Annotated in this window: 10 protein-coding genes; 3 read left to right on the top strand and 7 right to left on the bottom strand. The window is 74.3% G+C overall.

What is annotated here, in order from left to right; all coding sequences use genetic code 11:
* Positions 1 to 192 precede the first annotated feature (192 nt).
* The 3 genes from ACIGXE_RS10935 to ACIGXE_RS10925 all read left to right on the top strand — a co-directional run bounded on the left by ACIGXE_RS10935 (position 193) and on the right by ACIGXE_RS10925 (position 4,453).
* Positions 193 to 930 carry an ABC transporter ATP-binding protein gene (locus ACIGXE_RS10935; RefSeq protein ID WP_399745715.1) on the top strand — a complete coding sequence of 246 codons (738 nt, stop codon included), beginning with the start codon at positions 193 to 195 and terminating at the stop codon, positions 928 to 930.
* Complete coding sequence (locus tag ACIGXE_RS10930) at positions 927 to 3,794, top strand: FtsX-like permease family protein (protein WP_399745713.1); 2,868 nt, start codon at positions 927 to 929, stop codon at positions 3,792 to 3,794. The genes ACIGXE_RS10935 and ACIGXE_RS10930 overlap by 4 nt, the downstream gene beginning before the upstream one ends.
* Positions 3,795 to 3,901: 107 nt before the next feature.
* Positions 3,902 to 4,453, top strand: coding sequence for a bacterial proteasome activator family protein (locus tag ACIGXE_RS10925; protein ID WP_399745711.1), 552 nt, complete (start codon positions 3,902 to 3,904; stop codon positions 4,451 to 4,453).
* 75 nt (positions 4,454 to 4,528) lie between these two features.
* Here the strand turns inward: ACIGXE_RS10925 and ACIGXE_RS10920 are convergent, their stop codons facing one another.
* The 7 genes from ACIGXE_RS10920 to pdhA all read right to left on the bottom strand — a co-directional run bounded on the left by ACIGXE_RS10920 (position 4,529) and on the right by pdhA (position 12,942).
* The gene (locus ACIGXE_RS10920) at positions 4,529 to 5,515 is read right to left on the bottom strand and encodes an NAD(P)H-quinone oxidoreductase (protein WP_399745709.1); all 987 of its coding nucleotides are present in this window, start codon (positions 5,513 to 5,515) and stop codon (positions 4,529 to 4,531) included.
* 65 nt (positions 5,516 to 5,580) lie between these two features.
* Positions 5,581 to 6,645 carry a potassium channel family protein gene (locus tag ACIGXE_RS10915; RefSeq protein WP_399746341.1) on the bottom strand — a complete coding sequence of 355 codons (1,065 nt, stop codon included), beginning with the start codon at positions 6,643 to 6,645 and terminating at the stop codon, positions 5,581 to 5,583.
* A 20-nt stretch (positions 6,646 to 6,665) separates the two neighbouring features.
* Positions 6,666 to 8,015, bottom strand: a complete 1,350-nt coding sequence (locus ACIGXE_RS10910) for a molybdopterin molybdotransferase MoeA (RefSeq protein WP_399746339.1) — start codon at positions 8,013 to 8,015, stop codon at positions 6,666 to 6,668.
* A 2-nt stretch (positions 8,016 to 8,017) separates the two neighbouring features.
* Positions 8,018 to 9,154, bottom strand: coding sequence for a DUF6457 domain-containing protein (locus tag ACIGXE_RS10905; RefSeq protein ID WP_399745707.1), 1,137 nt, complete (start codon positions 9,152 to 9,154; stop codon positions 8,018 to 8,020).
* A gap of 211 nt (positions 9,155 to 9,365) precedes the next feature.
* Positions 9,366 to 10,751: a dihydrolipoamide acetyltransferase family protein gene (locus ACIGXE_RS10900; protein ID WP_399745705.1), complete on the bottom strand. Its 1,386-nt coding sequence runs from the start codon at positions 10,749 to 10,751 to the stop codon at positions 9,366 to 9,368.
* The gene (locus ACIGXE_RS10895; protein WP_399745703.1) at positions 10,751 to 11,782 is read right to left on the bottom strand and encodes an alpha-ketoacid dehydrogenase subunit beta; all 1,032 of its coding nucleotides are present in this window, start codon (positions 11,780 to 11,782) and stop codon (positions 10,751 to 10,753) included. Before ACIGXE_RS10895 ends, ACIGXE_RS10900 begins: the two co-directional genes overlap by 1 nt.
* Complete coding sequence (pdhA, locus tag ACIGXE_RS10890) at positions 11,779 to 12,942, bottom strand: pyruvate dehydrogenase (acetyl-transferring) E1 component subunit alpha (protein WP_399745701.1); 1,164 nt, start codon at positions 12,940 to 12,942, stop codon at positions 11,779 to 11,781. The genes ACIGXE_RS10895 and pdhA overlap by 4 nt, the downstream gene beginning before the upstream one ends.
* Between the last annotated feature and the right edge of the window lie 134 nt (positions 12,943 to 13,076).

The raw sequence follows: 13,076 nt of genomic DNA, 5'->3' as shown, positions 1-13,076 counted from the left end.
CCGAACGCCACTCGTACCGCTCGCATCGCTCGTACCGCTCAACCGCTCGTACCGCTCGTACCGCTCGTACTGCTCGTACTGCTCGTACCGCTCGTACCGCTCCACCACCCGACCAGACCCAGACCGTACGCACGGCGCCGTCAACGGCCGCTCCGCACGCTTCCGTTCGCCGGCGTACCCCGAGGGGGATTCATGTCCACACAGCAGCAGCCCGTGCTGCGCCTGCAGAACCTGACCCGTGTCCACGGCGCGGGCGCCACCGAGGTGCATGCCCTGCGCGGCATCGACCTCGACGTCTTCCCCGGTGAACTCGTCGCCGTCATGGGCCCGTCCGGCTCCGGCAAGTCGACGCTGCTCACCATCGCCGGCGGCCTCGACACCCCCACCTCCGGCCGGGTGATCGTCGAGGACACCGACATCACCAGCGCGGGCCCCAAGCAGCTCGCCGCCCTGCGCCGCCGCAGCATCGGCTACGTCTTCCAGGACTACAACCTCATCCCGGCCCTCACCGCCGCCGAGAACGTGGCCCTGCCCCGCGAGCTGGACGGCGTCTCCGCCCGTAAGGCCCGCACCGAGGCCCTGGCCGCCCTCGCCGAGATGGACCTCGGGCATCTCGCCGAGCGCTTCCCCGACGAGATGTCCGGCGGCCAGCAGCAGCGCGTGGCCATCGCCCGTGCCCTGGTCGGCGATCGCCGGCTCGTCCTCGCCGACGAGCCCACCGGCGCCCTCGACTCCGAGACCGGCGAGTCCGTCCTCGCCCTGCTGCGCTCCCGCTGCGACGCCGGTGCCGCCGGCATCCTGGTCACCCACGAGCCGCGGTTCGCCGCCTGGGCCGACCGCGTCGTCTTCCTGCGGGACGGCGCCGTCGTCGACCAGACCGTACGCAGCGAGGCCGACTCGCTCCTGACCGGCCGGGCGGCGCAGCAGTGACGACCTGGTTCCACTCCTGGCGGGCCGCGGTCCGCATCGCCCGCCGTGACGCCTGGCGGTCCAAGGGCCGCAGCTTCCTGGTCCTCGCCATGATCGCCCTGCCGATCCTCGGCGTGAGCGCCTTCGACCTGACCATCCGCAGCTCCGAACTCTCTCCCGCGCAGCGACTGGAGCGTTCCATAGGCGCGGCCGACGCCCGGTTCAGCGACGGCAACGTCGCCGGGGTGCCGCTCCTGCAGGACCCCCAGGGCGAGCAGAGCACCACGGCCGAGGACTACGACGCCGCCAACAAGCCCTGGCCCAACGGCTCCACGGACGTCACCAAGGCCATCCCGGCGGGCTCGACCGTCCTCACCGACAGCTCCGGCAGCGCCAAGCTGACCACCGCCCACGGGCTGCTGCACACCGAGGTCCGTGAGCTGAAGGCCGCCGACCCGGTCGCCCGGGGCATCATGCGGCTCCGCGAGGGCCGCTTCCCGGAGAAGAACGACGAGATCGCCGCGACCACGGCCTTCCTGAAGAGCAGCGGTCTCACGATCGGCTCCACCCTGACCGCCCGCGGCTTCGACCGCACGTACACCGTCACCGGCGCCTACGAGCTGCCCAGCGACCTCAAGACCGAGCAGGTCAACGCCCTGCCCGGCGCCTTCCTCGCCGCCTACGGGCAGGCCGTCGAGAAGGCCGGCATCCCGAAGCCCGACCTCTCCACCACCTACCTGGTGAAGAAGTCCGGTGGTTTCACGTGGAACACGGTCCAGGAGATCAACAAGAAGGGCGTGCTGGTCACCTCGCGCGCCGTGGTCCTGGACCCGCCCGCCGAATCCGAGGTGCCGCTCTTCCAGCGGGAGGGCTGGGGCATGTACCAGGAGAGCACGGCGGCCCGCGCCGCCGCGCTCGCCGCCGTCGGCACCGTCGTCGGCCTGGCGATGCTGGAGATCTGCCTGCTCGCCGGTCCGGCCTTCGCCGTCGGCGCCCGCCGCTCCCGCCGCCAGCTCGGCCTGGTCGGCGCCAACGGCGGTGCCCGCAACCACATCCGGGCCATCGTGCTGAGCGGCGGCCTCGTGATCGGTGTCGCCTCGGCCGTGGCCGGCACGGTCCTCGCCCTGATCCTGACCTTCGCGCTCCGGCCCTACCTGGAGGAGGCCATGGGGCAGCGGTTCGGCGGCTTCACCGTCAAACCGCTGGAGATCCTCGCCATCGCCGGGCTCGCCGTCCTCACCGGACTGCTCGCCGCCATCGTCCCGGCCGTCACCGCCTCCCGGCAGACCGTCCTCGCCTCCCTCACCGGCCGGCGCGGCGTCCGCCGCAGCAGCCGGGTGCTGCCCCTGGTCGGCCTGGCCGCGGTCCTGCTCGGCGGCGTGATCGCCCTGTACGGCTCGGTCGTCACCGACCAGCTGTTCATCGTCGCGGGCGGATCCGCGATCGCCGAACTGGGCGTGGTCGCCATGACGCCCGCCCTGGTCGGCCTCTTCGGCCGGTCCGGCCGCTGGCTGCCGCTCTCGCCGCGCCTCGCCCTGCGCGACGCCGTCCGCAACCGGGGGCGTACGGCTCCCGCCGTCGCCGCCGTCCTGGCCGCCGTCGCGGGCACCGTCGCCGTCTCCACGTACGCCGCGAGCCGCGACGCCCAGGACCAGGCCGGATACCACCCGAGCCTGCCGTACGGCGCGGTCTCCGTACTCGTCACCGAGGAGGGCGGCCGGGACGTCGCGGCGGCCCGGGACGCGGTGCAGCGCACCCTGGCCGTCGACGTCCGCGCCGACGTCTCCCGGATCTCCGTCGGCAAGCCCGGCTGCCCGCCCTGGGGCGGCACCCCCGGCTGCGGCCGCTTCGAGGTGGTCATCCCGCCCGCCAACGAGTGCCCGCTATGGGCGGTCAGCCATGACGGCACCGACCCCTCGGAGAAGTTCACCAAGGAGCAGCGGCGTGCCCTCGCCAAGGACTGGCGCTGCAAGAGCGACCCCAACGCCGGATCGATCTCCGTCGAGAGCGGCCTCCTCGTCGCCGACGCCCGGCTCCTCACGGTCCTCGGGATCGACGACCCCGGCGCCGCCCGGGCCCTCGCTGACGGCAGGTTCGTGAGCTTCTCCCGCGCCCAGGTCGACAAGACCGGCAAGGTCGGCATCAAGCTGATCACCGACAGCGAGGCCGCCGACCGCGCCGCCGAGCAGAACAAGCCGGCCCCGGGCGAGATCAGGAGCTTCCCCGCCTACCAGGTGCCCGGCTCCCCGGCCACCTACGGCGTGGCGGGCCTGATCAGCCCCGCCGCGGCCCAGGCCGCCGGTCTGAGCACGGTCCCGCTCGGTGCCTTCTTCACCACCGACCACCTGCCCGACAGCGAACAGCGACAGAAGCTGGAAGCCGAGATCGACAAGATCGGCACCGACGTCGGCCTGGTCGTGGAGGAGGGCTTCGTCAGCAAGAACAGCATCGTGCTGCTCGCGCTGACCGTCTTCGCCGGCCTGGTCACCATCGGCGCCGCCGGCATCGCCACCGGCCTCGCCCAGGCCGACGCGGAGGCCGACCTGAAGACGCTCGCCGCGGTCGGCGCCCCGCCCCGGGTGCGCCGTACGCTCAGCGGCTTCCAGTGCGGTGTGGTCGCCGCGATGGGCGTGATCCTCGGCTCGGCCGCCGGCGTACTGCCCGCGGTGGGTCTGCGGCTCACCGAGGAACGCCAGGAGCTGCACTTCTACCAGGAGGCCCTCGACAACGGCTGGGGCATCTCGGACACCCCGCCCTACGTGCCGATCGTCGTCCCCTGGGAGACGCTGGCCGCGCTGCTCGTGGCCGTGCCCCTCGGCGCCGCCCTGCTCGCGGCCCTGGTCACCCGCTCCCGCGGGGCGCTGGCCCGCCGCGCCGCGCACTGAGGAACGCCGGGAGCTTCGTTGCCAGGCTGTGCCCCCGGAGGAGGGTGGATCACCTTCCTCCGGGGGCACACCGTGTGGTGAGGCATGTGTGCGAGAGAATGGGCGGCATGGAGATGCCGAGGAATGACAGGTCGCAGGAGAGCCCCCAGGTCCTCATCGTGGGCCAGGACGGGATGGCGCTCGGCGGCCCTCAGGGTGACGACGAATCCCGCGAGGTCCCGGTGACGGAAATGGTCGAGCAGCCTGCGAAGGTCATGCGGATCGGCAGCATGATCAAGCAGCTTCTGGAGGAAGTCAGGGCGGCACCTCTCGACGAGGCGAGCCGCGTACGGCTGAAGGAGATCCACGCCAGCTCGGTGAAGGAGCTGGAGGACGGGCTCGCCCCCGAGCTGGTGGAGGAACTGGAGCGGCTCTCCCTGCCGTTCACCGACGAGGCCATCCCCTCCGAGGCGGAACTGCGCATCGCCCAGGCGCAGTTGGTGGGCTGGCTCGAAGGCCTCTTCCACGGAATCCAGACCGCGCTGTTCGCCCAGCAGATGGCGGCCCGCGCCCAGTTGGAGCAGATGCGCCGCGCCCTGCCGCCCGGCGCCTCGCACGACGACGACGAGGACCACGGACCCGGCCGGGGCCGGGCGGTCGGCTCGGGGCCGTATCTGTAGGCCCCCGGTGACGCGTCGAGGGCCCGGACCGCACGGCACACGCCGTGGGGTCCGGGCCCTCGCCCATGTCCGGAGCTACTTCTCCGGCGCCACCAGCAGCACCTTGCCGACGTGGCTGCTCGCCTCGACGGCCCGGTGGGCCTCGGCCGCCTCCGTCATGTCCACGGTGCGGTCCACGACCGGCATCACCGTGCCGGCACCGACCAGCGGCCACACGTGCTCGCGCACCGCGGCGACCACGGCCGCCTTCTCGGCCGGCGGCCGGGACCGCAGGGTCGTCGCCAGGATCGCGGCCCGCTTGGCCATCAGCGCGGACAGGTTCAACTCGCCCTTGACGCCGCCCTGCAGGCCGATGACGACGAGGCGCCCGTTGACGGCGAGGGCCTTGATGTTCCGGTCCAGGTACTTGGCGCCGACGATGTCGAGGACGACGTCCGCCCCGGCCCCGTCCGTCGCCTTGTGGAGCTCCTCGACGAAGTCCTGCTCGCGGTAGTCGATGAGGATGTCCGCGCCCAACTCGGCGCAGCGCGCCAGCTTCTCGGGGCCACCCGCGGTGACCGCGACCCGCGCGCCGACCGCCTTGGCCAGCTGGATCGCCATGGTCCCGATGCCGCTCGCCCCGCCGTGCACGAGGAGCGTCTCGCCCGGCCGCAGGTGCGCGAGCATGAAGATGTTCGACCAGACGGTGCAGGCCACCTCGGGCAGCGCCGCGGCCGTCACCAGGTCCACACCGTCCGGCCGGGGCAGCAACTGCCCCGCCGGGACGGCGACCTTCGTCGCGTAACCGCCGCCGACGAGCAGCGCGCACACCTCGTCGCCGACGGACCAGCCCGAGACCCCGGGGCCGAGCGCGGCGATCCGGCCCGAACACTCCAGACCGGGGTACGGGGAGCTGCCCGGCGGCGGGTCGTAGAAGCCCTGACGCTGGAGCAGATCGGCACGGTTGACGGCGCTCGCCACCACCTCGACGAGAACCTCGCCCTCGGCGGGGACGGGGTCGGGCACCTCGGCCCAGACCAACGCCTCGGGCCCGCCGGGTTCCGGAATCGTGATCGCATGCATGCCGGCGAGGCTACTCCGCGCACCGGGAACGGAGGGGGAGGGCGGGGGCGCGGGGTGCTCCCGCCCTACCGCTGGTCCTCGGTCGGCGTGGTGAGGGGGGTGACGGGCGCGGCGCGGACGATCGTGATGACCCGGTCGGTCAGCTGGAGCGGGCTGGCGGCGGGGTCGTCGTATCCGAGCAGGCGGTGCCCGCGCAGCACGCTGACCACCAGGTCCGCGGTCTCCCGCACGCTCCGGCCCGCCTCGGCCTTGGTCACCGGGCGTTCGACGAGGTCGAGGCCGGATCCCTGCTGGATCAGGTCCTCCATCACCGTGCCCGCGCTGGGGCTGAGCACGGACAGACCGAGCAGCCGACCGGCGGCGCTCGCGCTGGTGATGACGGCGTCGGCGCCGGACTGGCGCAGCAGCGGCGCGTTCTCCTCCTCGCGGACCGCGGCGACGATCTTCGCACCGCGGTTGAGCTGGCGGGCCGTCAGGGTGACCAGGACGGCGGTGTCGTCGCGCTGGGTGGCGATGACGATCTGACGTGCCTTCTGCACTTCGGCCCGCAGCAGCACGTCACTGCGGGTGGCGTCGCCGATGACCCCGACGAAGCCGTCGGCGTTGGCCGCCTCGATGACCTTGGTGGACGGGTCGACGATGACGATCTGGTCCTTGCGCAGACCGGTCGCGCACAACGTCTGGATCGCCGAGCGCCCCTTGGTGCCGAAGCCGACGATGACGGTGTGCTCGCGCAAGGCGGACCTCCAGCGGTTCAGCCGGAACTCCTCACGGGTCCGCTCCGTGAGGACCTCGAGAGTGGTGCCGACCAGGATGATCAGGAACAGCACGCGCAGCGGCGTGACGAGCAGGACGTTCGCGAGCCGGGCCGAGTCGCTGTAGGGGACGATGTCGCCGTAGCCCGTGGTGGAGAGGGTGACGGTCGCGTAGTAGACGCAGTCGAGGAAGTCGACGGTCTCGTCGGCGTTGTCGTGGTAGCCGCTCCGGTCGACGTAGACGATGAGGACGGTCACGACCAGCACGCCGAGCGCCATGAGAAGACGCTTGGCGACCTGACGCAGGGGCTTCTCGACCACCCGGCGCGGCAGCTTGATCCGCGCGCTAGCCTTCTCGTCGGCCTGGCGGGCCATCGCGTCGCGGCTGGGCAGTTTCACGTGAAACACCCTCCTTGGGCCTCCCCCTGGGCGGAGGCGGCCGTCCAGGGCAGGTCGAGGACGTCGAGCGTCTGACCGGGCCGCGCACCGCCGGACGGGACCACGGCCATGCCGTCGGCAGCGGCGATGCCCCGGAGCATCGCGGGCCCGTTGTAGTGCAGCGGCGCGGCCTCGTCGCCGCGCAGCAGCACGGGCACGAGGCGGGTGTCGTACGGGTGCCCGTGGATCTCCTCGCGTACGGGGACGCGGTACGGCTCCGGAACCGGCCGGCCGGCGAGGGTGCGCAGCAGCGGCTCGGCGAGCGTCAGCAGCCCGGACACGGCGGCCAGCGGGTTGCCGGGCAGGCCGACGAGATGGCGGGGGCCCCGGCCGAGCTCGGCCAGGAGCATGGGATGGCCGGGACGGACCTTCACCCCGTCGACGAGCAGCGTCGCGCCCGCCTTGGCGAGCACCGGATGGACATGGTCGACCGGGCCGGCCGCCGTGCCGCCGGTGGTGACGACCACGTCGGCGGCGGAGCCGGTGACCGCCGCGTACAGCGCGTCGGCGTCGTCCCCGACCCGGCGGGTGCCGAGCACCTCGGCGCCGAGCGCCCGCAGCCAGGGGCCGAGCATCGGTCCGAGGGCGTCACGGATCAGGCCCTCCTGGGGGAGCCCGGAGGTGAGCAGCTCGTCGCCGAGGACGAGGACTTCCACGCGGGGGCAGGGGTGCACGGTCAGCTCGTCGTAGCCGGCCGCCGCGGCCAGGCCCAGGAACGCGGGTGTCACGGTGCTTCCGGCGGGGAGCAGCCGGTCGCCCGAGCGGCACTCCTGGCCGCGCGGACGGATGTCCTGCCCGGGCACGACCTCGTGCCGCGCGTGCAGCTGCCCGGCCGTGTCGGCGCGGGCGTGCTCGCTGCGGACGACGGCCGTGGCCCCGGACGGCACCCGGGCCCCGGTCGCGATCCGCACCGCGTCACCGTCGTCGAGAGTGCCGGCGGGGGCGTGCCCGGCGAGAACGGCGCCGTCGGGGTCGATCCGCCAGGGGCCGGGGCCCGCGACGGCCCAGCCGTCCATGGCGGAGGTGTCGAAGGACGGCAGGTCGGTGAGCGCGTGCAGCGGCTCGGCCAGGACCCGGCCGAGCGCCTGCCCGAGCGGGACCCGCACGGGCGGCCGCCCCGCCGCCGCCTTCGCTCCGGCCCGCGCGGCGACGGCCCGGGCCTCGGGCCAGGGGGTGGCGCGATGGCGCTCGGGGTGGGAGGCGGGGCCGGTTCCCGAATCCGTCGCCGGGCCGGGAGCCTCCGCACGGGAGCGTCCGACGAGGGCGAGGACGTCGTCCACGCCGTCGTCGGGCACGCTCTCCTTCATGGTCATCCGGTCTCGTCCTGCTCGGCGGCCCAGCGTTGGGCGAGCGCGGCGGCCTTCTGCGCGGCCTCCTTGACGGCCTCGGGGCCGCCCTCGCCGGCGGCGGCCCGCGCCGCCGCGTAGCCGACCAGGAAGGTGGTCAGCGGCGCGGCGGGCCGAGCGACCCCGTGCGCGGCGTCACGGGCCAGGTCGAGCAGCAGGCCGGTGTCGACGTCCAGGTCGATGCCCAGTTCGTCCTTGACTGCGGTGATCCATTCATCCAGCACGTTCCCATGCTCCCTGATCCGTGCCCTGGCGGCGGCAATGTCCTCCCAGGTGTCGCAGTCGAAGGAGGCCGAGGCCTCGGCGGGAACGCGCACGACACGCAGGCCCCCGGTGATCCGCCGCAGCGGCAGCCCGTCGAGCCCGCCCCGCTCGGCGGCCGCCCCCGCCAACTCCCGCCGCAGCGCCCCGGCCCGATAGGCGGCGACCAGCGGCTGCTCGCGCCCCTCGGCGTCGACACTCACCACGGCCTCGGCCTCGGGCGCGGCGACCAGGGCGTCCACGAGCCGCCGGGCGGTCGCGGCATCGAAGAACGGAAGATCGGCGGAGAGGACGAGCACGAGGGAAGCGGGGCCGGCGAGGGACTCGGCCGGCCCGCCGAGACCGGTATCGGGTCGCGCGGCGTGCGACGACGCGGAAGCGTCGCCGAGATCGGACGGGCCACCGAGGCCGGGGCGGGCGGGGCGGGCGGTCCAGGACGACGTCGAAGTCTCGCCGAGGTAGGACGGGTCGGCGAGGCCGGGGCGGGCGGGGCGGGCGGTCCAGGACGACGTCGAAGTCTCGCCGAGGTCGGACGGGTCGGCGAGGCCTGGCTCCGGACCGGCGGGCCGGGGCGACGCCGGCGCCTCGGCGAGGCGGCGCAGGCCCGCGGCGAGGGCGGCGACCGGGCCGCCGCCGGGCGGCTCCTCCCGGGTCCACTCGACGGGGCGTGCGGTGCCGCGGGGTTCGGCGACCACGACGGTGCGGCCGGCGTCGCGGCAGCCCGCGAGGACCCGGTCGAGGAGCGCCCGCCCACCGACCCGTACCCCGGGCTTGTCGGCTCCGCCGAGGCGCCGGGCGGCGCCGCCGGCGAGCACGATGGCGTCGTACGCGGTCGTCATCCCAGCAGTATGGTCCGCGTGGGGCGGGGGCCGCCCGGTGCCCGCCCGTTCGTCTCACCAAGGGAGACGCCCCGGCCCGGAAGGGGCCGGGGCATCGCGAGGAAACGCGTCCGGGACCCGGCGTGGGGTTGGGTCCCGGACAAGGCCGCCGGGAACCGGCGGGGCCCCGTGCCCCGGTCGGCGTCCGTCCCGGCGGAGTTCCGTCGGCCCGTCAGAGCGTGCGCAGCAGCACCGCCGGGTTCTCGACGCAGTCCGCGACGTAGCGCAGGAAGCCGCCGGCCGTCCCGCCGTCGCAGACCCGGTGGTCGAAGGTGAACGAGAGCTGCACCACCTGACGCACCGCCAGCTCACCCCGGTGCACCCACGGCTTGGGCACGATCCGGCCGACGCCGAGCATGGCCGCCTCGGGGTGGTTGATGATCGGCGTGGAGCCGTCGACCCCGAACACGCCGTAGTTGTTCAGCGTGAACGTGCCGCCGGTGAGGTCCGCCGGGGTGAGCGTGCCCTGCCGGGCGGACTCCGTGAGGCGGGCGAACTCGGCGGTGAGCGACTCGGCCGTGCGGCCGCCCGCGTCGCGGACCACGGGGACGACCAGACCGCGGTCGGTCTGGGCGGCGAACCCGAGGTGCACCGAGGGCAGTCGGACGATCTCCCGCGCTGCCGTGTCCACCGTGGCGTTGAGCTCCGGGAAGCGGGCCAGGGCGTGCGTGCAGATGCGGGCGAGCAGCGCCAGGACGGAGATCTTCGGTCCGCCCGCCGCGTTCATGGCCGCCCGCGCGGCCATGAGTTCGGTCGCGTCGGCGTCGACCCAGCAGGTGGCGTCCGGGATCTCGGTACGGCTGCGCGACAGCTTGTCGGCGACGGCACCGCGCACCCCGCGCAGGGGGACGCGCTCGCCGGTGGCGGCGGCACTCGTGGAAGCGGGGGCGGCGGCCGGGGCCGGCGCCGCGGCGGCGGCGTACGCGGCCGTGGGCTTCTCCTGGGCGGCGAGCGCGGTCTCGACGTCGGCCCGCAGGATCAGGCCCTCGGGACCCGAGCCGCGGACCTGCCGCAGGTCGAGCCCCTTGTCGCGGGCGATCTTGCGCACCAGCGGCGAGATGACGGGCACGGGTCCCGCGGGAGCCTCGGGCGCCACGGGAGCCGCAGGAGCCACGGGAGCGGCGGCCACCGGGGCCGGGGCCGCGGCCGGGCTCTCGTGCCGGACCCGGCGGCGCCGGGCGGCGGGCCCGGCGGTCCCGTAGCCGACGAGCACGTTGCCGGAGTACTCCGAGGACTCGGCCGACTCCGCATCCGCCCCCGACGTGGCGGGCGCGGCGACGGACGGGGCGTCCGCGCCGTCCACGGCGGGGGCGCCGCCGACCGCGACGGTCAGCAGCGGCGCGCCGACCGGCAGCTCTGTGCCCTCGTCGCCGAAGCGGGCGGTGACGACTCCGCCGTACGGGCAGGGCACCTCCACCATCGCCTTGGCCGTCTCGACCTCGACGACCGGCTGGTCGATGGCGACGACGTCGCCGACATCGACGAGCCAGCGCACGATCTCGGCCTCGGTGAGGCCCTCACCGAGGTCGGGCAGCTTGAATTCGAGCACCTGGGCCATCAGCTGCCCGCCTCCCACTGGAGCCGCGCGACCGCGTCGAGGACCCGGTCCACGCCCGGCAGGTGGTGCCGCTCCAGCATCGGCGGCGGGTACGGGATGTCGAAGCCCGCGACCCGCAGCACCGGCGCCTCCAGGTGGTGGAAGCAGCGCTCGGTGACCCGGGCGGCGATCTCCCCGCCGGGTCCGCCGAAGCCGGTCGACTCGTGCACGACGACGGCCCGTCCGGTGCGCCGGACGGAGGCGCACACGGTCTCGTCGTCGAAGGGCACGAGCGAGCGCAGGTCGACGACCTCCAGGTCCCAGCCCTCGGCCTTGGCGGCCTCGGCGGCCTCCATGCAGACCGGCAGGGAGGGGCCGTAGGTGATGAGGGTGGCGCTGGTGCCACGGCGGCGCACGACCGCCTTGCCGATCGGCTCGACGGCCGTCGGCGCCTCGGGCGACCAGTCCGCCTTCGACCAGTAGAGCCGCTTGGGCTCCAGGAACACGACCGGGTCGTCGGAGGCGATGGCCGCCCGCAGCAGCCCGTAGGCGTCCTCGACGGTCGCCGGGGTGACGACGTGCAGGCCGGGCGTCGCCATGTAGTACGCCTCGGAGGAGTCGCTGTGGTGCTCGACGCCGCCGATCCCGCCGCCGTACGGCACACGGACCACGATCGGCATCGGCATCGCGCCCCGGGTGCGGTTGCGCATCCGGGAGACATGGCTGATCAGCTGCTCGAACGCCGGGTAGGCGAAGGCGTCGAACTGCATCTCGACGACGGGCCGCAGCCCGTACATCGCCATGCCGACGGCCGTGCCGAGGATGCCCGCCTCGGCCAGCGGCGTGTCGGTGCAGCGGTCCTCGCCGAACTCCTTCGCGAGCCCGTCGGTGACGCGGAAGACGCCGCCGAGGGTGCCGACGTCCTCACCCATCACGTGGACGGTGGGGTCCTCGGCCATCGCGTCCCGCATGGCCCGCTGGAGCGCCTGGGCCATGGTGGCGGGCTTGGCCGCCTTCTTCGCGGCCGGCCGCGCTGTCGCGTGGGTGGTCATCCCGCCTCGCTCTCGGCGTCGAGCTCCGCCCGCAGCTGCGCCGCCTGCTCGCGCAGCTGCGCGGTCTTCTCGGCGTACACGTGGGCGAACAGGTCCATCGGGTCGAGCACGGGGTCGGCGTTCATGCGCTCGCGCAGCCGCGCAGCCATCGTCTCGGCGTCCTCGGCCGCCGCGCGGCGGCCGTCCTCGTCGAGGAGTCCGCGCTCGGTCAGCTCCCGCTCCAGGATCAGGATCGGGTCGTGCGCCCGCCACGTCTCGACCTCGCTGTCGCCGCGGTAGCGGGTGGCGTCGTCGGCGTTGGTGTGGGCGTCGATCCGGTAGGTGATCGCCTCGACGAGGGTGGGTCCGCCGCCGCGGCGGGCGCGGGCGACGGCCTCGGTCAGGACCTGGTGGACGGCGACCGCGTCGTTGCCGTCGACGAGCCGGCCGGGCATCCCGTATCCGACCGCCTTGTGGGCCAGGGACGGGGCGGCGGTCTGCTTGGCGAGCGGCACGGAGATCGCGAAGCCGTTGTTCTGCACGAGGAAGACCACGGGGGCCTGCCACACGGCGGCGAAGTTCAGCGCCTCGTGGAAGTCGCCCTCGCTGGTGCCGCCGTCGCCGACCATGGCCAGCGCGACCACGTCGTCGCCCTTGAGCCGGGCCGCGTGGGCGAGACCCACGGCGTGCGGGAGCTGGGTGGCGAGCGGGGTGCTCAGCGGGGCTATGCGGTGCTCGTACGGGTCGTAGCCGGTGTGCCAGTCGCCGCGCAGCAGGGTGAGGGCCTGGACGGGGTCGAGCCCGCGGGCGACGGCGGCCAGGGTGTCCCGGTACGAGGGGAAGAGCCAGTCCCGCTCCTCCAGCGCCAGGGCCGCCGCGACCTCGCTGGCCTCCTGGCCGGTCGTGGAGGGGTAGACGGCGAGCCGGCCCTGCTTGGTGAGGGCGGTCGCCTGCGCGTTGTACCGACGGCCGCGGACGAGCTCCCGGTAGAGGCGGCGGAGCAGCTCGGGGTCGGCGTCGGCCACGGCGTCCGTGCCGAGCACGCGCAGCGGCTCGGGGTCCGGCAGCAGCGGAGTCGGGTCGGTACGGGGCTGCCAGGCCGGCGGCGGGGTCGGCCTGTAGGCGCGCGCGGCACCGGGGGGCTCTTGGACTGTCGAACTGCGCTGTTGCAACGAGTCCACCTCCTCAGGGGAGCGGGCATAAGACCCGAAGGCGGGTGGCGCTGAATGTGGCGCGCCTCACCTACCGATTGTTCGGTCGTGGAGGCATTTTGGCTACAGGCACCTCCAGCCTGTGGACAAACGGTTCTCCACGG

It is taken from the genome of Streptomyces sp. NPDC053431 (assembly GCF_044544925.1).
In the GTDB taxonomy this organism is placed as follows: domain Bacteria; phylum Actinomycetota; class Actinomycetes; order Streptomycetales; family Streptomycetaceae; genus Streptomyces.
This window is presented reverse-complemented; position numbering and strand designations above follow the sequence as displayed.